The organism is Micromonospora sp. CPCC 205546, assembly GCF_036902715.1.
Taxonomy (GTDB): domain Bacteria; phylum Actinomycetota; class Actinomycetes; order Mycobacteriales; family Micromonosporaceae; genus Micromonospora.
In genome coordinates this window covers 1-23,513 of the sequence record NZ_JBAKHL010000076.1, presented here as the reverse complement: position 1 = coordinate 23,513, position 23,513 = coordinate 1, and the positions used below count along the sequence as shown (strand labels likewise).

Genomic DNA, 23,513 nt, shown 5'->3' with positions numbered 1-23,513 from the left:
TGGCGCGGGCCACCGTCAGCGCGGGTCGAGCGTCAGCAGCCCGTCGCCGTCGACGGCGAACCCGCGCGCGAACGGTGGGCCGAAGCCGCCGAGCAGCCCGGCCAGCCAGCGCGCCTCGTCGGGCGCGACCCGCTCCAGCCGCATCCGGCGCATCCGTACCGGGGCCACCCGCAGGCGCCGCAGCGCCCCGGTGGCCGCGTCGAGGGTCGGCAGCCAGAGCAGCCGCAGCTCCGGCCGGTACGCCTCCCGCCCGCCGATGCCCTCGTAGTCGTCGACCAGGTCGCCGCAGCCGTAGAGGACCAGCCGGCCGCGGTACACCTCGACGGGCCGGGGGTGGTGCGACGAGTGGCCGTGCACCACGTCCACGCCGGCGTCGACGAGCCGATGGGCGAAGTCGACGTGCGCGGACGGCACCTCGTACCCCCAGTTGGTGCCCCAGTGCACGGAGACCAGCACCCGGTCTCCCGGCCCGGCCACGGCGGCGATCCGTCCGGCCAGCGCGTCCGCCGAGGCGACCGAGACCTCCGGCAGGTACGCCACCCCGGGCGCCCCGGCGGTGGCCGCCCAGGTCGGGGGCACCCCGCTGGACGGGACGGCCACCGACCAGACGAGCAGCCGGTCGCCCGGGCCGAGCGGCACCCGGGCGGGTCGCCAGGCCGACGCCGCGTCCCGGCCGGCGCCGGCGGTGGCGATACCGGCGTCGGCCAGCGCGTCGAGGGTGTCGGTGAGCCCGACCGGGCCGAAGTCGAGGCTGTGGTTGTTGGCCAGGGCGCAGACGTCGAGCCGGGCCGCGGCGAGGCAGGCCAGGTTCCCCGGGTGCATCCGGTAGTGGATCGCCTTGGCCGGGGCGTGCCCGCCACGGGCGGTCACCGCGGTCTCCAGGATGACCACGCGTGCGTCGGGCCGCAGCTCGTCGAGCAGGTGGAGCGCCTCGCCCCAGGGCCAGGCCGGCGGCGCCGGGCGCGGGACCGGCCCGCTGGCGGCCCGGGCCAGGTCGACGTAGTCGCGGGCGTCGCGTACCGCCGGTTCCCACAGGTCGGGCGGGCCGGGCGTGGGCAGGATCGCGTCCACGCCCCGGCCGGTCATCACGTCGCCGCCGAGGAACAGGGTCAGCTCGGGCACCCGGCCCGCTTTCCCCGTCCCGCCGCCCGCTCACCTGCCGACGCCCGGGCCCCGCCGACCGGCCGTGCGGCGCCGGGACGCCGCCGACCATGCGGGGCGGGGACGCTGGCGACCGACCGTCCGGGGCCGGCACGCCGGAGTCGGTCAGCCGGCTCCGGCGACCGCCGGCCGGTCGCCGGGGTCGGCGTCCTCGGGCGGGGCGGCGGCGTCCGTGCCGGCCTCGGCCCAGAAGTCGACGAGCAGGCGGTGGAACTCCTCGGCGCACTCGATCTGCGGCATGTGCCCGCAGTCGGCGAACAGGTGGGTGCGGGCCCTCGGCAGCCGGGACCGGGCGGCGTCGAGGTGCGCCGCCGGCAGGATCAGGTCCCGGTCGCCCCAGACGACCAGGGTGGGGACGTCGAGCCGCTCCACCTCGGCCAGCAGTTCCTCCCGCCACTGCGGGCTCACGCCGCGGAAGGTGCCGAGGCTGCGCGCGGTCTCCAGCATCACCCGGGCGGCGTACGGCTGGCGGGCGACCGCGAGGGCGTGGGCGACTCGCTCGGCGGTGGCGAGGGCCGGGTCGTGGTAGAGGGACCGCTCGGCGCGGTGGGCGGCCCACCGGGTGGGCCGCAGCAGCAGGCGGCCCAGCGGGCGCAGCGCCAGCAGCCGCAGCGCGATGGTCACCTCCCGGCCGAAGCCGGCGCTGTTGACCAGCGTCAGGCTGGCCACCCGGGCCGGCTCGGACGCCGCGAGGCGCATGGCGACCGCGCCGCCGAGGGAGTTGCCGACCACGTGCACCGGCTTCTCGACGCCGACGGCGTCGAGGTAGTGGGCGGCGAACTCGCCCAGCGCCGGCAGGGTGCAGGGGCGCGCCATCGGCAGCGAACCGCCGTAGCCGGGCAGGTCGACGCTGTGCACCCGGAACCGCTCGGCGAGCAGTTCGTGCAGTTCGGTGAAGTCGCGCAGGGTGCGGCCGATGCCGTGCAGCAGCAGCACCGGCGGCCCGTCGCCGTCGACACGGTGGCACACCCGCCGCCCGTCCACGCTCACGTGCCGGCGCCCGGCCGGGGCGCTCACGCCGGCTCCCCGGCCGGGTCGACCGCCGGGGCCGTCTCGGGCTGCCGCTGCGCCGGGGCGGACGATCCGGTGGTGAGCCGGCGCGTGGACTCGCCCCCGACGCGGTCGAGGGCGAGGGTCACGACCCGCTGGTACGACACCGGCGCCACCCGGGCCAGCAGGTCGGGCAGCTTCGCCGACCAGCCGATCAGCACCCGACCCCGGCGGCGCTGCACGCCGCGCAGGATCACCTCGGCGGCCCGGGCGGGGTCGATCGTCAGCAGCTTCTCGAACTGCCGGCGGCCGGTCTCGAACTCCCCGGCGGGCACCCCGGCGCCCACCCGGGCGTTCTGCGCGATGCGGGTGCGGATGCCACCCGGATGCACGCAGGTCACCCCGATCCCGTCGCCGGCCAACTCCTGGCGCAGCGCCTCGGTGAAGCCGCGGACGGCGAACTTGCTGGCCGCGTAGGCGGTCTGCCCGGCCGGGGCGATGATCCCGAAGAGGCTGGAGACGTTGACCAGGTGCGCGCCCGGCTCGACCCGCAGGGTGGGCAGCAGCGCGTGGGTCAGCTGCACCACGGCCCGGAAGTTGACGTCGACGACCCAGCTGAACTCGTCGAGGCTCACCTGGTCGAACCGGCCGCCCAGCGCCACCCCCGCGTTGTTGACCAGCAGCCGTACCGCCGGGTGGCGCTGCCGGATCTCCTCGGCCACCCGGGCGGTGGAGGCGGCGTCGGCCAGGTCCACCACGTGGGCGGTGAGCCGCCGGTCGGGGTGCGCGGCGCCGACCGCCGCGACGACGGCGTCGAGCCGGCCGGCGTCGCGGTCGACGAGCACCAGGTCGCTGCCCCGGCGGGCGAGTGAGTGGGCGAGGGCCTCCCCGATCCCGCTGGCGGCGCCGGTCACCACGGCCGTGCCGCCGGTGAAGACGAACCTACGCACGGACGGTCCTCCTTTGCGGGGTGCCGGCGCGGGAGAACCGCACGCCGGGGTCGGTGAGCCGGCCGTGCCGCATCAGCAGGACGTCCCGGGGATAGTTCTGGTGCAGCCGCCACGGCGCCCGCGTGCCCTGCCTGGGCAGCACGTCGACGCTGCGCAGCACGTAGCCGGCCGTCAGGTCGATGATCGGCTCCAGCTCCCCGTCGGCCGGTGGCAGCGGGGTGACGACCTGCTGGCCGGTGCGGTCGAGGTGGCGCAGCAGCCGGCAGACGTAGGTGGCGACCAGGTCGGCCTTGAGCGTCCAGGAGGCGTTGGTGTAGCCGATGGTCATCGCGAAGTTCGGCACCCCGGAGAGCATCATGCCCTTGTAGGCGACGGTGCCCGGCAGGTCCACCGGCGCGCCGTCCACGGTGAGCGTCATGCCGCCGAGGGCGAGCAGGTTGAGCCCGGTGGCGGTGACCACGACGTCGGCGGGCAGTTCCTCGCCGGAGGCGAGCCGGATCCCGCGCTCGGTGAAGGTGTCGACGGTGTCGGTGACCACCGACGCCCTCCCCCGCGCCAACGCGGTGAACAGGTCGCCGTCGGGCACCACGCACAGCCGCTGGTCCCACGGGTCGTAGCGGGGCGAGAAGTGCCGGTCGACGTCGTAGCCGGCCGGCAGCCGACCCCGCACGGCGCGCATCAGCAGCCTGCGGACCAGGGCGGGCGCGCGCCGGCTGAGCTGGAAGTTGGCGGTGGAGAGCAGGACGTTCTTCCAGCGCACCACCGGATACGCAGCCCTCGCCGGCAGCCAGCGCCGCAGCGCGTCGGCGAGCACGTCGCGCGAGGGCAGCGCGATGACGTACGTGGGTGAGCGCTGGAGCATGGTCACGTGGGCGGCGCGCTCGGCCATCGCCGGCACCAGGGTCACGGCGGTGGCGCCGCTGCCGATCACCACGACCCGCTTGCCGGTGTGGTCGAGGTCCTGCGGCCAGTGCTGCGGGTGCACGATCCGCCCGGCGAACCGGTCGGTGCCCGGGAACCGGGGCGTGTAGCCGGCGTCGTAGCGGTAGTAGCCCGCGCAGGTGAACAGGAAGGAACAGGTCAGCGCGACCGTCTCGCCGGTGTCGTCGCGGTGGGCGAGCACCGTCCAGCGGGCGCTCGCGCCGTCCCAGTCGGCCCGCAGCACCCGGTGGCGGAAGCGGACGTGGTCGGTGACGCCGTACTCGTCGGCGGTGCGGCGCACGTAGTCGCGGATCGAGTCGCCGTCGGCGATGGCCTTCGGGTCGGTCCAGGGCCTGAAGGAGTAGCCGAGGGTGAACATGTCGGAGTCCGACCGGACGCCGGGATAGCGGAACAGGTCCCAGGTGCCGCCGATCGCGTCGCGGGACTCCAGCACCGCGTACGTCTTCCCGGGACAGTGGCGGCGCAGGTGGCAGGCGGCGCCGACACCGGACAGGCCGGCACCGACGATGAGCACGTCGACGTGGTCGGTGGCCATCTCGTCTCCCGTCCGCGGGTGAGACACCGGACACTAGCCACGGCTGTCGAGGCTCGTCAACACCCTGTCGAGTCCGATCGACACGGTGTTGATCCGGTGTAGAGTTCCCGGGCATGACACCCGCCCGTACGGCCACCGGCAGCGCGACCGGGCGCGGACGGCGCGCGGCGCGTTCCGTCGGCGACGAGCGGGAGCTGGCCATCCTGGCCACCGCCGAGCGGCTGCTGGGGCAGCGGGCCTTCGCCGACATCTCCATCGACGACCTGGCGCGCGGGGCCGGCATCTCCCGGCCCACCTTCTACTTCTACTTCCCGTCCAAGGACGCGGTGCTGCTGACGCTGCTGGACCGGGTCATCGAGGAGGCCGACGCCGCCGCCGGCGACGTGCTGGAGCGGCTGGCCGAGGATCCGCCGGCGCGCTGGCGGGAGCTCATCGACCGGTTCCACGAGACGTTCGGCGCGCACCGCGCGGTGGTGCTGGCCTGCGCCCAGGTGCGCGGCACCAACGCCGAGGTGCGCCGGCTCTGGGCGAGGGTGCTGGAGCGCTGGGTGCACGCGATCGAGACCGCGATCGTGGCCGAGCGGCGGCGCGGGGCGGCCCCCGACGGGATACCGGCCCGCGACCTCGCGATCGCGCTCAACTCGATGAACGAGCGTGTCTGGTACGCCACGTTCGCCGGCGACGGGCCGGCGGTGGCCGAGCGCGACGTGGTCGACGTGCTGCGCGACGTGTGGCTGGCCGCGATCTACCGGGGCGCCGCTCCCCCACCGGCCTGACCGCGCCGGGCGGCGGCCAGCTCGGCGTCGAGCCGGGCGACCATCCGGTCGAAGTCCTCCGTACGCAGCACCGGGCCGGTGTCCTTGCGCCAGCCCGCCGCCCGGGACCGCCGCTGCACCGGCGTCTCGACCGCGCCGTCGGCCGTGCGCACCCAGCAGGCGTCCCGGGCAGTCGGCTCCCCGAGGAGCTGGGCGGGCCGCACGACGAAGCCGGTCACCCGCGACCACGGCAGGGTCCGGGTGGAGAACGGGTAGCGCAACCGCAGGCCGCTGTCGTTGACGTACACACCGACCAGGAAGTACCGGGCGAGGGGATCCGACTACCCTTGATCGTTCCCCGACGGCGACCCGTCCGGCCTTCCGGCACCCTGGAGGAGACTTGAGCCCGACCAGCACCCCGTTCTCGGCGGAACTGCGGGCCGCCAGCGCCGAGGCCCACCAGGACGCCGAGTCCCAGCGGTACGTCTCCGCCCTGGTTGCCGGCGACCTGGACCGCGCCGGCTACACCGCGCTGGTGGTGCAGCACCACGTGATCTACGAGGCGCTGGAGGGCGCCGCCGAGGCGATGCGCCACGACCCGCTCGCCGGCCCGTTCGTCGACGACGCGCTGACCCGGCTGCCCGCCCTCGCCGCGGACCTGGAGTTCCTGCTCGGGTCCGACTGGCGCCGACGGATCGCACCGACCCCGGCGACGGTCGCCTACGCCGGGCGCCTCGGCGCGGTCCGTGCCGGCTCGCCGGAGCGGTTCGTCGCCCACCACTACACCCGCTACCTCGGCGACCTCTCCGGCGGCCTGCACATCGGACGGTCGCTCGCCCGGCACTACGGGCTGACCGGGGACGCCGGGGCGGCGTTCTACCGGTTCGACCGGATCCCCAGCCCGAAGGCGTACAAGGACGCCTACCGGGCCAGGTTGGACGCCCTCCCGCTCGACGAGCAGGGCCGGGCCGCGCTGCGGGCCGAGGTGCTCGTGGCGTACCGGCACAACACCGACGTCCTCGCCGCGCTGTCGCACCTCGTGCCGACCACGGACGCGGAGGCGGCGGCGTGAGCGCCCCGTTCGGCGCCGACGTGGTCGCCGCCGTCTGCGGGCACATGAACGACGACCACGCCGGGGACTCGCTGCTCATCTGCCGCACGCTCGGCGGGCAGCCGGCGGCCACCCGGGCCCGCGCCACCGGCCTGGACGCCGAGGGGATGGAGTTCGCCGTGACCGTGGACGACATCGAGGTGCCGGTGCGGGTGCCGTTCGCCCACCGGCTGACCGAACGCGCCCAGATCCGGCAGGAGGTGGTGCGGATGTACCGCGAGGCGTGCCAGCGACTCGGGCTCCCGCCCCGCCGGGCCGGCTGACCGGACGGCGATCGCGGCGGTGCGACGCGGCGCGGCGGTCGTCGCCAGCACCCACCGGCCGCCGCACCCGACGGGCGATCCCGACCCGGGACCCCGCGCCGCCACTCCACAGGCGACGGTGACGGGGCGCCGGTTGTCGCCCGGTTGTGCGACCCTGGGACCGACTGCCCCGGTCACCGGAGGTGATGGCCACGTTACGACTGTGTGAGCTCGTCGCCGTGCCCGGCGCCGCGCCGGTGACCCTCGACGTCCCCGCCGGTGCCGCGGCCGCCCTGGTCGCCGCCCCGCCCCTCGGCACCGCCGTCGCCCGGGTGGTGAGCGGCCTGGCCGCGCCGGTCGCCGGCCGCGTCCTGGTCGGCGACCGGGAGGTGACCGCCCTGGCGCCGCCGCACCGCCGCATCGCCTACGTGCCGGCCGGCGGCGCGCTGCTGCCCCACCTGACCGTGCGCCGCAACATCGCCTACGGCCAGCGCCGGCGGGAACGGGTGCGCGAGGTGGCCGACGCGTGGACGGCGACGGTGGTCGACCGGCTGGAGCTGGCCCCGACGCTGGCGTTGCGACCGCACCTGCTGTCGGAGGCGCAGCGGTTCCGGGTGGCGCTCGCCCGCGCGGTGGTCTGCCTGCCCGAGGCGCTGGTGATCGACCTGCCGACGGGGCCGACCGGCGGTGGGCGGCTGACCGACCTGGTCGGCCGGCTCTCCCCGCCGGACACGCCGGGGGTGGCGGTGCTGGTGTGCACGGCCCAGCCGGGCGCGCTGGCCGACGTGCCGGTCGCCGCCCAGGTGGGCGGGTGACGCCGGTGGGCCGGGCACACTCGTGCTCGCGGGTCGCCCCGGCGCGGCGACTGAGCCGCCGCACCCTCCTGCGGGCCAGCGCCGCGACCGCCGTGGCCGCCGTCGCGGGCTGCTCCGGCGCGCCGCCGGCGATCCAGGTCGCCGTGGTGTGGAGCGGCGGCGAACTGGCCCGGTTCCGCGAGGTCGTGGTCGGCTACGACGCCGGCGTGCAGGTGATCAGCGCCGGCAACGACATCGACGCGTTCCTGCGCGCCCGCCAGCTGGCCGGCACCAGCCCCGACGTGGCGATCCTGCCCCGCTCGGGGCTGGTGATCGACTACGCCCGGCGCGGTTGGCTGCGCGAGCTGACCACCGCCCCGAGCTACGCCCTGCCGCCCGGCATGGCCGACCTGCTCTCCGCCGACGGGCGCCGCTACGGCGTCTGGGTCAAGGCGGCCCACAAGTCGCTGTTCTGGTACTTCCCGTCGATGTTCCCCGCGCCGCCGCGCACCTGGGACCAGCTCGTGGCGCTCACCCGACGGCTCGGCGCGCGGGCCCGCTCGGGCGACGGTCCGGCCCCGCTGGCCATCGGCGCGGCCGACGGCTGGGTGCTCACCGACTGGTTCGAGAACGTCCTCGCCGACGTGGCCCCGCCCGGCTACTACGAGGCGCTCGCCCGCGGCGAGGCCGACTGGCGCAGCCCGCCGGTGCACACCGCGCTGGACCGGCTCGCCGAGTTGTGGGGCGTCGACGGCGCGTTCCCCGGCGGTGGCCGCCGGGCCCTGCTGACCCAGTACGAGGAGTCGGTGATCCAGGTGGTGCACCACCGGCGGGCGACGATGCTCTTCGAAGCCGACTTCGTCGACGACGTCAGCCGCCGGTTCCGCCGGGGCCCGGAGCAGCCGCAGACCTTCCGCTTCCCCGGCGCCCGGGTCGCCGACAGGCCGCTGATCGTCGGCGGCGACGCGGCCGTGGCGTTCGCCGGCTCGGCCCACGGGGCGGAGCTGGTGCGCTGGCTCAGCGGCGGCTCGGCGTTCGGGCCGTGGCTGCGCGCCGGCGGCTACCTCTCCCCCAACGTGTCCGTGCCGCTGGCGGACTACCGCGATCCCGTCCGCCGCCGCCTCGCCGCCGAGCTGCGTACGGCCGAGATGGTGCGCTTCGACCTCTCCGACCGGCTGCCGGGCCCGTTCACCGGCTCGGACGGGGTGGGCATCTGGCGGATCATGCAGGACTTCTTCACCGACGTCACCGACGGCGTCAGCGCCGGCACGGCCTCCCGCCGGGCCGTCACGCAACTGGCGGCGGCCGCCCGGTCGGCCGGGGGCGGCCGGTGAGGCGGATCCTGGGCGAGCTGGCGGTCCTCGACGACGTCGGGCCGCCCCGGCGCGGGCGGGCCTACCCGGCGGCGGGAGCCACCTCGACGCTGCTGCTGCCCGCCCTGCTGCTGCTCGGCGGGCTGGTGGCGTGGCCCGTGCTGCGTACGCTGCACGCCAGCGTCACCACCGACGGCCGGTGGGTGGGCGCGCAGCACTTCCGCACCGCGCTGGCCGCGCCCGGCACCGGCGCCGTGGTGGGCCGCACCCTGCTCTGGGCGCTGGTGGTGCCGGCGGTGGTGACCGTGCTGGGCTACCTGCTCGCCGCCGCCTCGCGCCGCTTGCAGGAGGGCGGGCTGGTCCGTCTCATCCTGGTGGTGCCGACCGCGCTGCCGCTGGTGGTCACCGGGGTCACGTTCCGGCTGATGTACGACCCGGACCCGGAGCGCGGGCTGGCCACGCTGGTCGCCGCGACGTTGACCGGCCGGTCGGCCGCCGACGCCCCGCAACTGCTCGGCCCCCGCCTGGTCACGGTGGCGCTCATGTCGGCCTTCGTGTGGGCGTGGGTCGGGCTGGCCGTGCTGGTGTTCCGGGCCGCCCTCGACGCGGTGCCGCCCAGCCTCGCCGACGCGGTGCGCGCCTACGGCGGCAACCGCCGCGACGTGCTCTGGGACGCGCAGTGGCGGCCGCTGCTGCTGCGCACGGTGGCGGTGGTGTTCGTCCTGGCGGCGCTCGGCACCGCCAGGACATTCGACCTGATCCTGGTGATGACGCCCGGCTCGGTACGCGACGAGGCGTCGGTGCTCGCGCTGCGGGTCTGGCAGACCTCCAACGGCGCCACCACCGGCGAGGGCGCCGCGCTCGGGGTGGTGTGGCTGGTGGCGGTGGCCGCCGGCATGCTGGTCGCCGCGCTGTTCGTGCGGCAGGCGTGGCCGCCGCCGCGGGACCCGGTGCCCGTCGCGCCCGAGCCGGCGGCGCCGGCGCCGCGCCGGGTGACCCGGCTGTTGGTGGCCGGCGCGGCCGTCGCCTGGCTGGTGCCGCTCGGGGTACTGCTCGCCACCTCGCTGCACGGCACGGTGGACGCGGCGGCCCGCGGCTGGTGGTGGAGCCCGCCCGGCCTCGACTCCTACCGGGACCTGCTGACCGGCGCCGAGCTGTGGCGCACGCTGGGCTTCACGCTGGTGCTGGCGACCGTGGTCACCGCGGTGGTGCTGGGCGTCGCGCTGCTCGCCGCGTACCCGCTGGCCTGGCTGACCGGGCCGCCCGCGCAGGCCACCGGGCTGCTGCTGATGGCCGCCAGCATCGTGCCGGTGCAGGTGATCGCCGGGCCGGTCAACGAGGTCCTCGGCGTGGTGCTCTCCTCGGGCACGGCACGCGGCCTGGCGCTCGTGCACGTCGCGCTGGGTGTGCCGTTCGCCGTGCTGGTGCTGCGCAACGCGTTCGCTGACCTGCCCGCCGAGCAGGTGCGGGCGGCCCGGGTCAGCGGGCGGCACTGGTGGGGCACCCTGCGGCTGCTCGTCCGGCACAACCGCCCGGCCGTGGTCGCCGTCGCCGTGCTGGAGTTCGTGCAGGTGTGGAACGACCTGGTGGTGGGTCTGCTGTTCAGCGGGCCGGGCGCGCTGCCGCTGGGGCTGTTCCTCGCCGGCCAGACCCGGGGGTTCGCGGCCAACAGCGGGGCGCTCGCCGCCGGCTCGGTCATCGCCTCGATCCTGCCGGTGCTGCTGGTGGTGCTGGCCCGCCGCCAGCTCGTCGCCGGCCTGGTCGCCGGGGGCGTCCGGTGACCGGGCAGGGGCCGGCACGCCGCTCACGCCGGCCCCGGCGGCTGAGCCTGCTGCTCGCGATCGGCGGGGTCGTCGGCGGCACCGTCAGCGCGGTGCTGGGCAACGTCACCGGCAACCTGCTCTCCGAGCTCTCCGTCGCCCAGCTCGGCTCCGCCAGCGCCGGGGTGATCGTGCTCGGCCTCGCCGCGGCGATGGTCGTGGAGTGGCGCCGCCAGCGGCAACAGGCCACGACACAGGACGACACCGGGGCGGCGCCCACCCCCGGCGCGCCCACCCTGCCCTGGCCGGCCGGGTTCACCGGGCGCACCGGCCACGTCGACGCGATCATCGACCTGTTGGAGAAGGAGCACGCGGTCGCGGTGGTCGGCCGACGGGCCGTCGGCACCTCGGCCTGCGCGATCCAGGCCGCCAACCTGTGCCGCGAGGACTACCCCGACGGCCAGTACTACCTGGACCTGCGGCGGGGCGGCCGTCGGCACGACGCGCGGCAGGTGCTGACCGCGCTGGCCCGGATCCTCGGCACCCGGCCGCCGGCGTCGGGGCGCATCGACGGCCTCGCCGACGCCGCCGACGAGCTCACCGGGCAGCTCGACGGCCGGGCGATCCTCGTGGTGCTGGACAACGTGGACGACCCCGCCCAGGTCCGGCCGCTGCTGCCGCCGACCGCACGGACGTGCCGCCTGCTGCTGGCCGGCACGGGAGCGCTGGCCGCACTCGACGGGGTGGTGGCGCACGGGCTCGCCGAGCCGGACGCCGACGACGCCGTCGAGCTGTTCGCCGACGCGGGCGCCGCCGCGCCCGTCGCGCGTCCGCACCGCCCGGACCCGCGCACCGACCCGGCCGTACGCACCCTCGTCGAACTCTGCGGGCGCCAGCCCCGCACCGTCGCGGAACTGGGCCGGCGTACGGCGCAGCACGGGTGGCGGCACACCGACGTGCTCGACGCGCTGCGCCGCGCCGTCGACACTCCCCCGCACCAGCACGTCGCCGCCTCCCCGGCCACCCTGCTGGTGACCGCGCGGGACACCGCGTACCACGCGCTCGGTGACGAGGCGCGACGGTTGTGGCGCCTGATGTCGCTCAGCCCGGTGCCGCTGGACCGGCCGACGCTCGCGGCGCTCGCCGGCCGACGCCCGGACCGGGTGGCCGCGCTGCTGCACGAGCTGGCCACCGGTGGGTTCGTCACGGGCGCGCCCGGCGACCGCTACGAGGTGCGCCCGCTGCTGGCCCCGTACGCGCGGATGCACCTGCGCGACGCGGAGCCCGCACGGCGACGCGTGGCGGCCCAGGCGCGGCTCACCCGGCACCTGGCCCGGCGGGCCGAGCGGCACGCCGCGAGCCTCGCGGTCACCGGCTCGCCGGACCGGGAGCCGACGCTGGCGCTCGACGACGACCCGTACGGCTGGTTCGACCTGCACCAGGAGCTGCTGCTGGCCGTGGTGCGGGTGCCTGCGGGCGCGGCGGAGACCCTGCCGCGGCGGGTGCGCCGCTGGTGGTTCCGGCTGGCGGTGGCGCTGTGCGGGTGGCTCGCCCACGCCGAGCGGCTCGACGAGTGGGCGCAGGTGTGCCGCACGGTGCTCGCCACGCCCACGGCCGACGACCGACCGGAGATCGCCGGCTGGGCACACAACGAGCTGGGGGTGCTGCGCCGCCGCCGGCACGATCCGCAGGGCGCGGCGACGGCGCTGAGCCTCGCGGTGGCGGAGCGGGGCCGGCGCGGCACCGCGCAGGCCCGGATGAACCTCGGCCTGGTGCTGCTGGACCTGGGGCAGCTCGACGACGCGGTGGAGCATCTGGAGCTGTCCCGGCGGCACCGCTCCGCGGTCGACCGGGCCGGGCACGCGCTGACCGATCTGGGACTGGGCGCCGCCCGGCTGGCCCGCGGTGAGCTGGAGGTCGCGCACCACCACCTGGTCCGCGCGGCGAACGCCTTCCGCTCGCTCGGCGACGCCCGGGGCTACGCGGCGGCACTGACCAACCTGGTGCTGGTGCACGCCGGGCTCGGCGAGCACCTCGACGCGGCGCAGTCGTGGCGGGCGGCGCTGCGCGAGTACGGCTCCGTGGCGGATCCGACCAACCGGGCCGCCGCGCTGCTCAACGCCGGTGCCGCGCTGTTGGCCGCCACGCCGGCCCAGGCCCGGCAGGCGTACGAGATGCTGGCCGAGAGCCTGCGGCTGCGCGCCGGACGGCCGACGACCGGGCTGGGGCGCACGCTGCTGCACCTGGGCGACGCGGCGGCCGCCCTCGGCGACGACGAGGAGGCCCGGCGGCACTGGGCGGACGCGGCGGGCGTGTGCGAGGAGGCCGCCGACGCCGACGGTCAGGCCGCGGCAGACGCCCGCCTGATGGGCAGCGAGGCGCCGGCCTGAGCGGGGCCCGCGGCGGTGGCGCGCGCCTGGGGGTAGAGCACGATCAGCTGGTTGGTGTCGGCGTACTGGTTGAGGTTCGCCCGGTCCACGGTGCCGCAGTCGGCGAGGAACGGCGACGCCGCAGTGGCGCACCCCAGCGTCCCGTACGGGGGGTGACCCAGGCGTGGCCGGCCGGTGAGCCGCTGTCGTACTGCACGCTGGCACCGAAGTGCTCCCGCTCGGCCCTACTCGGCGCGCCAGACGGCCTCGCGGGGCGGGCCGGGCTCGGCCCAGCACAGCCCGCCGCGGGCCGCCACGCCGGGCAGTCCCTCGACCATCCGGCTGATGTCCACCACGGACGCCAGCGATACCACGATGTCGTTGCGCAGGTCCGCCACCGCCGTCTCGAGGTCGTCCTCCTCGGCGGGCCAGTCGATGTCGGCGGCCCGCAGGTCGGCCACCGCGTACTCGGTGAGCACCTGCGGGTCGGTCACGGCCACGGTGAGCCGGCAGTACACGTTGAGGGTGAGCGGTTCGGGGGTGCCGGCGTCGGTCATGGCATCAGCATGGCTCACGTGCGGCCATTGAGGATCACCGCCGGCCACGTGGGCGGCGACGGGTCGTCCCGAGCGGTGGGCGCGTCGGTGCCAAGAAGCCGTCGGATGGCTACCGCTCGGCACCGCGAGCTGCTACACCTTGGCGCACTGCCCCTCGGCGCCCCTGGCACCGCCGACGCACGGAGGTCGCATGACCACGCTGATCCTCAAGGTTCCGGTCGCCGACGGCGGCGACGAGTACGTCGAGGTCGAGGCGGAGCGCCGGGACCTCGGGGACATCGAGTTGGTGGCGGTGGGCGACGGACGCGCCCCGTGGGCAGCCGCCACGTTGACCAGTTCCCTGGAGAGGGTGCTGCCCGCCGTGCGTGCCGTGGTCGCCGGGCTGCGGGCGGCGACGCCCGCCCCCGACGAGATCTCCGTCGAGCTGGGGCTGACGGTGGGCGGGGAGACTGGTCTGATCTTCACGAAGGGCACCGCCGAGGCGACGTTCAAGGTCAACCTGACCTGGCGCCGCCCTGATGCTCCTCCGCCCGCCACGTCAGCCGCCGCGGAGGCGCCGGCGGCGTGAAACGGTCGCTGTCGCGCAGCTGCCGGTACTGGCGCACGCCGATCGGGGTCTCGTCGCTCGGCATCCGGTCGGTGTCGGTGTAGACCTTGCCCTCGAGGTGGTCGATCTCGTGGGCCACGCTGCGGGCCAGGGCCCCGGTCAGGACCACGTCCCGGTCGTCTCCCTGCGCGGTGCGGTGCCGCAGGCGCAGGCCGTAGGGCCGCCGGACCCGGCCCCGCACGTCGAAGAAGCTGAGGCAGCCCTCGAAGTCCAGCACCTCCTCGTCGGTCCGCTCGACGACGCTCGGATTGACCAGCTCGAGGTAGTCGGGCGACCCCGGCAGGCGGACGATCGCGATGGCGTACGACATGCCGAGCTGCGGCGCCGCTATCCCCATGCTGACCTGCGGCTTGAAGGCGTGGTAGCGGTTGACCCAGCCGGCCACCCGGCGCAGGTGGGCGAGCACCCGGACGGCCAACTGCCGGTCGTGGGGCGAGTCGAAGTCGATGAGCCGCGTCCTCGCCGGCAGGTTGGACGACTCGCACCCGCGGGCCGGCTCGCGCAGCTGCCGGATGCCGAACTGCCGCAACACGCCCGCCGCGTCGTCGCACTCGCTGCTGTCGGGGATGCGGCGCCAGAAGAACCAGTCCAGTCGGACGCGGCGTTCCTCGGCCAGACTCTCCTCCTCGGCGGTGCGGTCCCAGGAGTAGATGACCCGGTCGCCCTCCAACCGCATGTCGACGTCGGAGAGCGGTTCGAGGCCCGTCTCCGACGGCAGCGAGGTCATGCCCCAGCATTCCGGTTCCAACTCGGCCGGCAGGTGCGCCTCGATGGAGAGCCGGTCGGTGTTGGGCCTGACGTTGCGCTTGTACCACTGCCCCCAGATCTCGTCGCTGACCCGGTAGCGGTACTCGATGACCGCCTGCCGGCCGGGCGTCAGCAACCCCGGCCCGGGGAAGCAGAGGTCAAAGTTGATCTCCTCGTGGCGCACCTTGGTCGCCTTGACGTCCATCGGCCTGGTCAGGTCGTCGACCGTGCACCAGGCCTGGAGTTCGATGTCCCGGACGGGGTTACCGACGCTGAGCGGGTGCCGCGCGTGGTGGCGCAGGTTGCGCGACGCCTCGTCGTTGAGGAAGCGCGCCACCGACACCTTCATCTCGTACTTGGCGCGGGGGCTGCCCCCGCCGTGGCGAAGCAGCCGGCGCTGTCGCAGCGTGTAGTGGCTGCCGTCGTAGTGCACCTCGCCGTGGTCGTGCAGCAGCGCCAGGCCGGGCCGGGCGGTCGCGACCGCCGCCAGTGCCCGCTCCAGCAGCGCGCCGTCGAGCACGAGCACCTCGGCGGACCCGTCCGTGGTGATGGCCTGGAGCATGCCGAACACCAGCGAGGTGGCCGGGTCCCAGACCGGCCCTCCGCTGAACCCGGACCGCACCCGGAAGACCCGGTGCACCGTCTCGTCCACCTGGAGTCGGTGCTTGCCGACCGCGCCGAGCAGGCTGCCCCGCACGTGCCGTCCGAGGTCACGGCCGTGACCCGGCCCCCACATCTGCACCGCGGCGTTGTAGCGGTCCGTCAGGTCCGCCCTGATGCGCAGCGGTTCCGCGCCGCTGCCGTCCAGCCCCTCGCCGAGCCGGAGCACCGCCACGTCCTCCACGTCGAAGCTCTCGCCGCTGGGCAGCCACGCCACCACCTCGGCGCTGCGTTCGATCCAACTGTTCGGCGGCCCGAGCAGCGCGAAGTGGAGGGAGACGCGCATGTTCCTCGGCACGGGCTGCGCGTGCCGCGCCGACCGGCCGAGCGCCGCGTTGACCACGTGGGCGCAGGTGATCATCAAATGCTCCCCGACCAGGAATGCCAGCCCGACGCGCTCGGCGTCGCGTCGACCGAGCACGAATGCGATGGCGCGCTCGACCCGGTACATCACCGGACCTCCGTTTCCGATGCGGATTACCGATCCTATCGGGAATCACCGTCCTCGCCATGTCCGAACGTCGACCAAAAACGTCGAAGAATAAAGCACGGACGTGGTGGAGAAGTGGCCCGCGCCCTTCTACATCGATCGGCACCCTGGTCGACCCGGCACCGCTGCGGCAGGCCACACCCACCGCGCCGAACGGTCGGCGGCAGGTCCCGCCAACGGAAGATCGCGAACGCGTTGCCGACTCACAATGACGTTCCCCAATTCGACACCGTCGCCCACCGAGGCGGGGCAGATCGGGCGGAATCCGCACCAGATCCCTATTTGCTCGGTGCGCGCAGCTTGCAATTTCCACCGTTCGCGGTGCGTTGTCGTGGAAGATTCACGAACGGGGCCACCCGCGCGATCGCCGTCGGGCGCCCGGCGGTGACGGTCGGCGACCAATCGCCCGGTCGCGTCCGGCCGGCGGCTTCAGTCGGTCGTCGGCGCGGATCCCGGCCGGGGGTGAGGCGGTACCGCGGCGGGCGGCGGCGCCACGGTGTGGATCCGGTCGGGGTCGCCGAGCGGGTTCAGCTCGGCCAGCTCCCGGTGGGCCGGCAAGAGACACCCGGAGACTTCACTTAGGCCTTGACCTAAGTGTGCGGCGCGGGCATACTTAGCCTCATGCCTAAGCAATCGGAGGGTGGCGGCGGCGACGCCCTCGACGGCGTGTTCCACGCGCTGTCGGATCCCACCCGCCGCCGGGTCGTCGAGCTGCTGGGTCGGGGTCCCGCCACGACCAGCGAGCTCGCCCGTCCGTTTGACATGGCACTGCCGTCGTTCACCCAGCACCTGGGCGTCCTGGAGCGCTCCGGCCTGGTGACCTCGGAGAAGAAGGGACGGGTACGGACCTACCGGCTCGCTCCCGAGCCGCTCGCGCACGTCGACACCTGGCTCGCCGGTCAGCGTGCGACGTGGTCGCGACGTCTCGACCAACTCGACTCGTTTCTGCACGACCTGAAGGAGCAGCAGACATGACCGCCTACCCGAGCGTGAACCCGGACCTCGACCTCGTCCTGGAACGCACCGTCGACGTCGCGCCCGAGCTGGTCTGGAAGGCCTGGACGACGCCCGAGCTGGTCGTGAAGTGGTTCGCCCCGCGGCCCTGGTCGACCTCCGCCTGCGAGATCGACCTCCGGCCCGGCGGCAGGTTCCACACCGTGATGCGCTCCCCCGAGGGCGAGGAGTATCCGAACACCGGCTGCATCCTCCTCGTCGAGGAGGGCTCGACGCTGATCTTCACCTCGGGGCTGGGTCCCGGGTTCCGTCCCCAGGTGGCCGGCGACGACTTCCCGTTCACCGCGATCATCCGGATCGAGCCCGCCGGCGACGGCACGAAGTACACCGCCACGGCGATCCACGCCGACGCCTCGGCGAGGAAGTCGCACGAGGAGATGGGCTTCGCCGAGGGCTGGAGCGCCGCGCTGGACCAGCTGGTCGAGGTCGTCAAGGGCCGCTGAGGGGCCCGGCGGCGACGGAAGACAGGCGCGCGGGCCCTTCGCCAGCCGGGCGGCCGTACGGCGGGCCGTCGTACGGCCGTCACGGGCGGGCCGGCGGCGACCGTCAGATGTTCGAGGAGTCGATCGGCACGTCGGTCGGCAGGGCGGGCGCGCCGGCCAGCGGGGCCTCGGTACGGCAGGACAGCCCCACCGTGTAGGCGGTCATCGACAGCGACCCGTACGCGTACCCGTCGACCAGCACCTCCGCGCCCCCGCCGGCGGCGCCCGCGAGACCGGCGAGGTAGAGCAGCGGGAGGAAGTGGTCGGGTGTCGGCACGGCCCGGCCGAAGTCGCGGTGGGCGTCCAGCGCGGCCGCCCCGGTCGGCTCGCCCAGCATGACGTCCTTCGCCGCCTCGTCGAACCGCCGGGCCCAGTCGAAGCCCTCGTCGACCATGCGCGGGTCCACCCCCCGCAGGTTGTGCACCACGTTGCCGCTGGCCACGACGAGCACTCCGCGCTCGCGCAACGGGGCGAGCCGGGCACCCAGGTCCAGGTGGTAGTCCGGACTCTTGAACGCGTTGACGCTCAACTGCACGACCGGGACGTCCGCGTCGGGAAACGCGTGGGTGAGCACCGACCAGGTGCCGTGGTCGATGCCCCACGAGTCGACGTCCGCTCCGACCCAGGTGGGGCGGACGACGTCGCTGATCTCCTCGGCCAGCTCCGGCAGGCCGGGCGCCGGGTAGTCGACGTCGAACAGCTCCTGCGGGAAGCCGTAGAAGTCGTGGATCGTCCTCGGCCGGGGCATCGCGGTGACGGCGGTGGCGCCGATGTACCAGTGGGCCGACACCACCAGGATCGCCCGGGGCCGCGGAACCGCCCGCCCGAAGGCGCGCCACGCCTGCGTGTAGCGGTTGAGCTCCAGCGCGTTCATCGGGCTGCCGTGGCCGATGAACGCGGCCGGCATCCTCGCCGCGACGGTCTCGCTGCTCATGCTGCTCCCCCCGGGCTGACGGCCACCTGAGCGTAGCCAACCTCGGGGGGAACAGCCGGTCAACGCCGGCCGCGACCGCTCCTCACCGCCCGGCGAAGGCGGCAGCCGTCAGTCGGACACCTCGCGCCAGGCGGGGTGGTTGCCGCGCCACGCGCCGGCGAGAATGACCGCCGACGTCCGACCTGGGCACTCCTGCACCCGGGAGCGGCCGGACTCGCCGCCGATTCGTACCTGTACGTCCCATCGCTGCCCGTCAGTGCGGATATAGACGTCCCGACGTCCGCGCTGCGACGTGTCACCGTTCCACCAGTGTTCTTCGACCCTCACCCCGCGACCGTATAGCAGTTGGCCCGTGGACGACACGCCCGGTGCCCGTGGAGATCGCGACCGGCGGGTTCGGCCGGTCAGGCGGACTCCCCCGGCGCCAGGTGGCGGTAGCCGGCAACGGTCTCGGCGAACCAGCCGTTCACGCTGCTCAGGCCGCGTTCGTTGAGCTGGGCGTCGTGGATCGGGAAGACCCGCTCGGCCCCGACCGCGTGGGCGAAGTCGATCGCCTCGGTGAGCTTCAGCCAGGACGCCTGGGCCGGCACCAGCAGCGTCTCGACCGGCTGCTCGGGCCGGTGCAGGGAGTCGCCCGGGTGGTAGACGGCGTCGCCGACGAGATAGCCCAGGTTGGCGCAGTCGGGCTGCCCGCCGTGGATGCCGGCGTGCCGACCGCCGAGCGCGGTCACGGAAAACCCGGCGGCGGTGAAGCGTCGACCGGCGCCGACCCTGGTCACGGGCAGCGGCGCCAGGTCGGGCAGCACGGCCCCCTCCGGCGCGAAGACCGGCACGCCGAGACCCGCCAACCGGAGCACGTCGACGTGGTCGGTGTGCTCGTGGGTGACCAGCACGGCGTCCGCCCCGGCGAGGGCCCGCGGTTCGCTCCAGGTGCCGGGATCGATGACCAGCACACCGCCGTCGTGCTCCAGCCGGACACAGGAGTGGGTGAACTTCGTGATCCGCATCCGGCGACCGTACGCCGGTGGCGGCACCCGGGGTGCCCGGCGGCGGGCGGCACGGGCCGGGTCGGAGTGCGGATGCCGGCCCGGCGTTCCCGGCCGGTTTCGCCGGACGGCTCGGGGAGCGCCCGGTCCCGCGTGAGAGGCTGCGGACGGAAGGGAGTGCCGACATGAGCGACTACGGCCACCCGCTGACCTTCGGGGCGTTCCTGACGCCCAGCAACGCCGAGCCCGGGCGGGTGGTGGGCCTCGCCGTGCTGGCCGAGCAGGTCGGGTTCGACCTGGTCACCTTCCAGGACCACCCCTACCAGCCCGCGTTCCTCGACACCTGGACGCTGATGAGTTTCGTGGCGGCCCGGACCGGCACGGTGCGGCTGGCCGCCAACGTGACGAACCTGCCCCTGCGCCCACCGGCCGTGCTCGCCCGCGCCGTGGCGAGCCTCGACCTGCTCAGCGGCGGCCGGGTGGAGCTCGGCCTGGGCGCCGGCGCGTTCTGGGAGGCCATCGAGGCGATGGGTGGGCGCCGGCTCTCCCCCGGGCAGGGCGTACGCGCCCTGGCCGAGGCGATCGACGTCATCCGCCAGGTCTGGGACGTCGACGCGCGCGGCGGCGTCCGGGTCGACGGCGAGTTCCACCGCGTGGTCGGCGCGAAGCGGGGCCCCGCGCCCGCCCATGACGTGGGCATCTGGCTCGGCGCGTACAAGCCGCGGATGCTGGCGTTGACCGGGCGCCGGGCCGACGGGTGGCTGCCGTCGCTGGGCTACCTGCAACCCGGCGACCTCGGCAGGGGCAACGCGATCATCGACGACGCCGCCCGGGAGGCCGGCCGGGATCCGGGCGACGTGCGCCGGCTGCTCAACGTCACCGGCCGCTTCGCCGCCGTGGGCCGGGGACCGCTGGACGGCCCCGCCGAGCAGTGGGCCGAGGAGCTGGCCGACCTCGCGCTCAGCGACGGGGTCAGCACCTTCATCCTGGGCAGCGACGACCCCGAGGACCTGCGGCGCTTCGCCGCCGAGGTGGCCCCCGCCGTACGCGAACTCGTGGCCGCCGAGCGCGCGGGCGGCACCGCTGCCGCCGCCGTGACCCCGGCGACGCCCGGGGCCGTCGAGGCGCAGCCGACACCCGGGGACGCCGGGGCGCAGCCGCCGGACGCCACGCGCGCTCCCGCCGGCGCGGGATCCCTCGCCGTCGCCCCCACGCCCGACGACGGCGTGCGCCGCAGCGCGATCCGCGTCTGGGACGAGACCACGCGGCCCACCGGTCCGGCGCCCGACCCGGCGCGCACCTACCGCCCGCACGACCAGGCCGGGGCCCAGCACCTCGTCGACGTGCACGACGGGCTGCGCGCCGAGCTGGCCCGGCTGTACGACCTGGTGGAGCAGGTGGGCGCCGGGCTGGTCGACGCGGGCACGGCCCGCTCGCACGTCAACACGATGACCATCCGGCAGAACAAGTGGACGCTGGGCACGTACTGCGAGTCGTACTGCCGGGTGGTGACCACCCACCACACGCTGGAGGACCGGGGGATCTTCCCGCACCTGCGCCGGGGCGACGACCGCCTCGGCCCGGTGCTGGACCGGCTGGAGCAGGAGCACCACGCGATCCACGACGTGCTGGAACGCGTCGACCGGGCGCTGGTCGCGTTCGTCTCCGTCGCCGACGGGATGGCCGAGCTGCGCGCGGCGGTCGACCTGCTCAGCGACACGCTGCTGTCCCACCTCGCGTACGAGGAGCGCGAACTCGTCGAGCCGATCGCCCGGCTCGGGCTGAACTGATCCCACCGTCGCAGGCGTGCGGGTGGCGGAGGATCGGGACATGCAGCCACGACCGGGGCGGGGACACCGCCGCCTGCCGCACACCGCCGACGTACGCATCGAGGCATGGGCGCCGACGCGGGAGCAGTGCGTGGCCGAGGCGGTCGCCGCGCTGGTCGACACGTTCGTCGACCCCGCCGGGGCGCGGCCGGGCCCGCGGCGGGAGTTCCGCGCGCCGGCCGGCGACGACGACGCGGACCTGCTGGTGGGCGTACTCGACGAGGTGGTCTTCCGGATGGAGACGGCGGGTGAGCTGCCGCTGCACACCGACGTGGCCGACGACGGCGCCGGCGGCCTGGTGGTGCGCTGGCGCACGGCGGACACCGACGCCGTCGAGCTGATCGGCGCGGTGCCGAAGGCCGTCTCCCTGCACGGGCTGCGCTTCGGCCCCGACGACGGCGGGGCCTGGTCCTGCGCGGTGACGCTGGACGTGTGAGCCGCCCGATCGGCCCCTCACCGTGCCGCGTCCGCTCAGCCCTTCACCACGCCGAGCGGGACCAGCCGGGCCACCTTCCGGCACAGACCGGCGCCCTCGGCGGCGGCCACCACCGCCGAGACGTCCTTGTACGCCGTCGGCATCTCCTCGGCCAGGCCGCGCCGGGACGCCCCGCGCACCGCGATGTCCCGCGCCTCCAGCTGGGCACGCGGGTCCTGCCCGCGCTCCGAGCGCACGGCCTGCCTGCGGCTCTGCACCCGGCCGGCGCCGTGGCAGGTGGACGCGAAGGCCGGCGAGCCCGCCACGCCGGTGAGCACGTACGAGCCGGTGCCCATGGAGCCGGGGATCAGCACCGGCTGGCCCACGTCCCGCAGGTCGTCGGGCAGGTCGTCGTGCCCGGGTGGCAGGGCGCGCGTGGCGCCCTTGCGGTGCACGCACAGCGCGCGCGACGCGCCGTCGACGTCGTGCGTCTCGATCTTCGCGAGGTTGTGTGAGATGTCGTAGACCAGGTCGAGCCGGCTGCCGGTGACGCGGGCGAAGACCTTGCGGGCGGCGTCGGCCAACAGTTGCCGGTTGGCCCGGGCGTAGTTGGCGGCGGCGGCCATCGCGCCGAGGTAGGCGCGGCCCTCGGCGGAGGAGACCGGGGCGCAGGCGAGCTGCCGGTCGGGCACCCGGATGCCGTGTCGGGGCATCGCCTTCTCCATGGTCCGCACGTAGTCGGTGCAGATCTGGTGACCCAGCCCCCGGGACCCGCAGTGGATCATCACGCAGACCTGGCCGGGGCGCAGCCCGAAGGCGGTGGCGGCGGTGTCGTCGTACACCTCGTCGACGGCCTGCACCTCGAGGAAGTGGTTGCCGGAGCCGAGGCTGCCGACCTGGCCCGCGCCGCGCTCGATCGCCCGCTCGCTGACCCGCGCCGGATCGGCGTCGCCGACGGCCCCGGTGTCCTCGCAGCGCTCCAGGTCCCGTTGTACGCCGAAGCCGCGCTCGACGGCGTAGCGGGAACCGCCGCGCAGCACCGCGTCGAGTTCCGCGCGATTCGACAGGTGCCACACCGCGCCCCTGCCCATGCCGCGCGGGGTCGCCTCGCCCAGCCCGTCCAGCAGCGCGTCGAGGCGGGGCCGCAGCCCGTCGCGGTCGGTGTCGGCGGCGAGCAGCCGCACGCCGCAGGAGATGTCGAAGCCCACCCCGCCGGGCGAGACCACGCCACCCCGGGCGACGTCGGTGGCGGCCACCCCGCCGATCGGGAATCCGTAGCCCCAGTGCACGTCGGGCATGGCGTACGAGGCGCCGACGATGCCGGGCAGCGTGGCGACGTTCGCGACCTGCTCCAGCGACCTGTCCTCCCCGGCGTCGGGCAGCAGGGACCGGGACGCGAACACCACCCCCGGCACCCGCATCGGGTCGTGCCGGTCGATCCGGAAGCGGTACGGCGACTCCTCCACCAGCTCCATCCCCGGCGGCTACCCGGGCCTGCGGTCCCTACACCCGCTCGCCGGCCGCCGGCCGCCGCATCGCCCAGACGTCGGGACCGCCGTCGGGCACCCGCGCCTGGCCGGTGACCGCGAACCCGAGCCGCCGGTAGAAGCGCACGTTCGGCTCCGACGAGGTCTCCAGCACCGCCGGCAGGCCGGCCCGGTCGGCCTCGGCCAGGCCCGGCTGCAGCACCCGGACACCCAGCCCTCGGCCCTGGTCGACCCGGCGCACGCCGACGGTGGCGAGCAGGAACGCCGGCTCGGCCGACCGCAGCGCGGCGCAGGCGGCGTCGGCGGCGTGCAGCGCCGGCTGCCGGTCGCCGGCCAGCTCGGCGTTGCGCGCCGCGACGCCGGCCCAGACCTCGTCGGGCACC

At 75.3% G+C, this 23,513-nt stretch carries 24 protein-coding genes; 12 read left to right on the top strand and 12 right to left on the bottom strand.

The features are described 5' to 3' along the window. Positions 1 to 15 precede the first annotated feature (15 nt). The 4 genes from V6U77_RS25550 to V6U77_RS25535 all read right to left on the bottom strand — a co-directional run bounded on the left by V6U77_RS25550 (position 16) and on the right by V6U77_RS25535 (position 4,578). A complete protein-coding gene (locus V6U77_RS25550) occupies positions 16 to 1,122 on the bottom strand; it encodes a CapA family protein (RefSeq protein WP_334609243.1) in 1,107 nt (368 codons plus the stop codon). Between the two features lie 144 nt (positions 1,123 to 1,266). After that, entirely contained in the window at positions 1,267 to 2,178 is a 912-nt protein-coding gene (locus V6U77_RS25545) for an alpha/beta fold hydrolase (RefSeq protein WP_334609242.1), read from the bottom strand. After that, positions 2,175 to 3,101: an SDR family NAD(P)-dependent oxidoreductase gene (locus V6U77_RS25540; RefSeq protein ID WP_334609241.1), complete on the bottom strand. Its 927-nt coding sequence runs from the start codon at positions 3,099 to 3,101 to the stop codon at positions 2,175 to 2,177. Before V6U77_RS25540 ends, V6U77_RS25545 begins: the two co-directional genes overlap by 4 nt. Beyond that, a complete protein-coding gene (locus V6U77_RS25535; protein ID WP_334609240.1) occupies positions 3,094 to 4,578 on the bottom strand; it encodes a flavin-containing monooxygenase in 1,485 nt (494 codons plus the stop codon). Before V6U77_RS25535 ends, V6U77_RS25540 begins: the two co-directional genes overlap by 8 nt. A gap of 113 nt (positions 4,579 to 4,691) precedes the next feature. Here V6U77_RS25535 and V6U77_RS25530 point away from each other — a divergent pair, with 113 nt between their 5' ends. After that, positions 4,692 to 5,354 carry a TetR/AcrR family transcriptional regulator gene (locus V6U77_RS25530; RefSeq protein WP_334609239.1) on the top strand — a complete coding sequence of 221 codons (663 nt, stop codon included), beginning with the start codon at positions 4,692 to 4,694 and terminating at the stop codon, positions 5,352 to 5,354. On the opposite strand, the gene V6U77_RS25525 is transcribed toward V6U77_RS25530, so the two are convergent. After that, positions 5,324 to 5,641: a PH domain-containing protein gene (locus V6U77_RS25525; RefSeq protein WP_334609238.1), complete on the bottom strand. Its 318-nt coding sequence runs from the start codon at positions 5,639 to 5,641 to the stop codon at positions 5,324 to 5,326. The two genes, V6U77_RS25530 and V6U77_RS25525, sit on opposite strands and share 31 nt — an antisense overlap. Before the next feature lie 92 nt (positions 5,642 to 5,733). On the opposite strand from V6U77_RS25525, the gene V6U77_RS25520 reads away from it, so the two are divergent. The 6 genes from V6U77_RS25520 to V6U77_RS25495 all read left to right on the top strand — a co-directional run bounded on the left by V6U77_RS25520 (position 5,734) and on the right by V6U77_RS25495 (position 12,943). Further along, positions 5,734 to 6,405 carry a biliverdin-producing heme oxygenase gene (locus tag V6U77_RS25520; RefSeq protein WP_334609237.1) on the top strand — a complete coding sequence of 224 codons (672 nt, stop codon included), beginning with the start codon at positions 5,734 to 5,736 and terminating at the stop codon, positions 6,403 to 6,405. Continuing rightward, positions 6,402 to 6,707, top strand: a complete 306-nt coding sequence (locus V6U77_RS25515; protein ID WP_334609236.1) for a DUF2470 domain-containing protein — start codon at positions 6,402 to 6,404, stop codon at positions 6,705 to 6,707. The genes V6U77_RS25520 and V6U77_RS25515 overlap by 4 nt, the downstream gene beginning before the upstream one ends. A gap of 185 nt (positions 6,708 to 6,892) precedes the next feature. Further along, positions 6,893 to 7,501 (top strand): ATP-binding cassette domain-containing protein, encoded by a 609-nt coding sequence (locus V6U77_RS25510; RefSeq protein ID WP_334609235.1) that lies wholly within the window; start codon positions 6,893 to 6,895, stop codon positions 7,499 to 7,501. Further along, positions 7,498 to 8,814 (top strand): ABC transporter substrate-binding protein, encoded by a 1,317-nt coding sequence (locus tag V6U77_RS25505; RefSeq protein ID WP_334609234.1) that lies wholly within the window; start codon positions 7,498 to 7,500, stop codon positions 8,812 to 8,814. Before V6U77_RS25510 ends, V6U77_RS25505 begins: the two co-directional genes overlap by 4 nt. Next, positions 8,811 to 10,574 carry an ABC transporter permease gene (locus tag V6U77_RS25500; protein ID WP_334609233.1) on the top strand — a complete coding sequence of 588 codons (1,764 nt, stop codon included), beginning with the start codon at positions 8,811 to 8,813 and terminating at the stop codon, positions 10,572 to 10,574. Before V6U77_RS25505 ends, V6U77_RS25500 begins: the two co-directional genes overlap by 4 nt. After that, entirely contained in the window at positions 10,571 to 12,943 is a 2,373-nt protein-coding gene (locus V6U77_RS25495) for a tetratricopeptide repeat protein (protein WP_334609232.1), read from the top strand. The genes V6U77_RS25500 and V6U77_RS25495 overlap by 4 nt, the downstream gene beginning before the upstream one ends. A 224-nt stretch (positions 12,944 to 13,167) precedes the next feature. On the opposite strand, the gene V6U77_RS25490 is transcribed toward V6U77_RS25495, so the two are convergent. Continuing rightward, positions 13,168 to 13,479: a hypothetical protein gene (locus tag V6U77_RS25490; RefSeq protein WP_334609231.1), complete on the bottom strand. Its 312-nt coding sequence runs from the start codon at positions 13,477 to 13,479 to the stop codon at positions 13,168 to 13,170. Positions 13,480 to 13,669: 190 nt separating this feature from the next. Here V6U77_RS25490 and V6U77_RS25485 point away from each other — a divergent pair, with 190 nt between their 5' ends. Continuing rightward, on the top strand, positions 13,670 to 14,047 hold the full coding sequence (locus V6U77_RS25485) for a CU044_2847 family protein (protein WP_334609229.1): 378 nt from the start codon (positions 13,670 to 13,672) through the stop codon (positions 14,045 to 14,047). Here the strand turns inward: V6U77_RS25485 and V6U77_RS25480 are convergent. Further along, entirely contained in the window at positions 13,974 to 15,944 is a 1,971-nt protein-coding gene (locus tag V6U77_RS25480; RefSeq protein ID WP_334609252.1) for a peptide deformylase, read from the bottom strand. The genes V6U77_RS25485 and V6U77_RS25480 overlap by 74 nt on opposite strands. A 660-nt stretch (positions 15,945 to 16,604) precedes the next feature. Between V6U77_RS25480 and V6U77_RS25475 the strand changes: the two genes are divergently transcribed. Together V6U77_RS25475 and V6U77_RS25470 are read left to right on the top strand one after the other, a co-directional pair. Continuing rightward, complete coding sequence (locus V6U77_RS25475; RefSeq protein WP_334609228.1) at positions 16,605 to 16,958, top strand: ArsR/SmtB family transcription factor; 354 nt, start codon at positions 16,605 to 16,607, stop codon at positions 16,956 to 16,958. Next, positions 16,955 to 17,440 (top strand): SRPBCC family protein, encoded by a 486-nt coding sequence (locus V6U77_RS25470; RefSeq protein ID WP_334609227.1) that lies wholly within the window; start codon positions 16,955 to 16,957, stop codon positions 17,438 to 17,440. Before V6U77_RS25475 ends, V6U77_RS25470 begins: the two co-directional genes overlap by 4 nt. A 103-nt stretch (positions 17,441 to 17,543) precedes the next feature. Here V6U77_RS25470 and ygiD read toward each other — a convergent pair whose 3' ends face one another. The 3 genes from ygiD to V6U77_RS25455 all read right to left on the bottom strand — a co-directional run bounded on the left by ygiD (position 17,544) and on the right by V6U77_RS25455 (position 19,420). Further along, positions 17,544 to 18,413 (bottom strand): 4,5-DOPA dioxygenase extradiol, encoded by an 870-nt coding sequence (ygiD, locus tag V6U77_RS25465; protein ID WP_334609225.1) that lies wholly within the window; start codon positions 18,411 to 18,413, stop codon positions 17,544 to 17,546. A 108-nt stretch (positions 18,414 to 18,521) separates the two neighbouring features. Then, positions 18,522 to 18,740 carry a hypothetical protein gene (locus tag V6U77_RS25460; RefSeq protein WP_089000245.1) on the bottom strand — a complete coding sequence of 73 codons (219 nt, stop codon included), beginning with the start codon at positions 18,738 to 18,740 and terminating at the stop codon, positions 18,522 to 18,524. A 77-nt stretch (positions 18,741 to 18,817) separates the two neighbouring features. Further along, positions 18,818 to 19,420, bottom strand: a complete 603-nt coding sequence (locus tag V6U77_RS25455; RefSeq protein ID WP_334609224.1) for an MBL fold metallo-hydrolase — start codon at positions 19,418 to 19,420, stop codon at positions 18,818 to 18,820. 164 nt (positions 19,421 to 19,584) lie between these two features. On the opposite strand from V6U77_RS25455, the gene V6U77_RS25450 reads away from it, so the two are divergent. Both V6U77_RS25450 and V6U77_RS25445 read left to right on the top strand, forming a co-directional pair. After that, a complete protein-coding gene (locus tag V6U77_RS25450; protein ID WP_334609223.1) occupies positions 19,585 to 21,189 on the top strand; it encodes an LLM class flavin-dependent oxidoreductase in 1,605 nt (534 codons plus the stop codon). A gap of 40 nt (positions 21,190 to 21,229) precedes the next feature. Next, positions 21,230 to 21,664 carry an archease gene (locus tag V6U77_RS25445; RefSeq protein ID WP_334609222.1) on the top strand — a complete coding sequence of 145 codons (435 nt, stop codon included), beginning with the start codon at positions 21,230 to 21,232 and terminating at the stop codon, positions 21,662 to 21,664. A gap of 35 nt (positions 21,665 to 21,699) precedes the next feature. Here the strand turns inward: V6U77_RS25445 and V6U77_RS25440 are convergent, their stop codons facing one another. Continuing rightward, the gene (locus V6U77_RS25440; RefSeq protein WP_334609221.1) at positions 21,700 to 23,118 is read right to left on the bottom strand and encodes an RtcB family protein; all 1,419 of its coding nucleotides are present in this window, start codon (positions 23,116 to 23,118) and stop codon (positions 21,700 to 21,702) included. Positions 23,119 to 23,146: 28 nt separating this feature from the next. Further along, a partial coding sequence (locus V6U77_RS25435; protein ID WP_442934509.1) for a GNAT family N-acetyltransferase occupies positions 23,147 to 23,513 on the bottom strand: 367 nt, incomplete at its 5' end.

Bases quoted from the DNA above. Each gene is read 5' to 3' on its own strand.
- ygiD (WP_334609225.1), bottom strand. From the start codon at position 18,413: ATGAGCAGCGAGACCGTCGCGGCGAGGATGCCGGCCGCGTTCATCGGC.
- V6U77_RS25535 (WP_334609240.1), bottom strand. From the start codon at position 4,578: ATGGCCACCGACCACGTCGACGTGCTCATCGTCGGTGCCGGCCTGTCC.
- V6U77_RS25490 (WP_334609231.1), bottom strand. From the start codon at position 13,479: ATGACCGACGCCGGCACCCCCGAACCGCTCACCCTCAACGTGTACTGC.
- V6U77_RS25475 (WP_334609228.1), top strand. From the start codon at position 16,605: ATGCCTAAGCAATCGGAGGGTGGCGGCGGCGACGCCCTCGACGGCGTG.
- V6U77_RS25510 (WP_334609235.1), top strand. From the start codon at position 6,893: ATGGCCACGTTACGACTGTGTGAGCTCGTCGCCGTGCCCGGCGCCGCG.
- V6U77_RS25530 (WP_334609239.1), top strand. From the start codon at position 4,692: ATGACACCCGCCCGTACGGCCACCGGCAGCGCGACCGGGCGCGGACGG.
- V6U77_RS25450 (WP_334609223.1), top strand. From the start codon at position 19,585: ATGAGCGACTACGGCCACCCGCTGACCTTCGGGGCGTTCCTGACGCCC.
- V6U77_RS25455 (WP_334609224.1), bottom strand. From the start codon at position 19,420: ATGCGGATCACGAAGTTCACCCACTCCTGTGTCCGGCTGGAGCACGAC.
- V6U77_RS25445 (WP_334609222.1), top strand. From the start codon at position 21,230: ATGCAGCCACGACCGGGGCGGGGACACCGCCGCCTGCCGCACACCGCC.
- V6U77_RS25480 (WP_334609252.1), bottom strand. From the start codon at position 15,944: ATGTACCGGGTCGAGCGCGCCATCGCATTCGTGCTCGGTCGACGCGAC.
- V6U77_RS25440 (WP_334609221.1), bottom strand. From the start codon at position 23,118: ATGGAGCTGGTGGAGGAGTCGCCGTACCGCTTCCGGATCGACCGGCAC.
- V6U77_RS25485 (WP_334609229.1), top strand. From the start codon at position 13,670: ATGACCACGCTGATCCTCAAGGTTCCGGTCGCCGACGGCGGCGACGAG.
- V6U77_RS25470 (WP_334609227.1), top strand. From the start codon at position 16,955: ATGACCGCCTACCCGAGCGTGAACCCGGACCTCGACCTCGTCCTGGAA.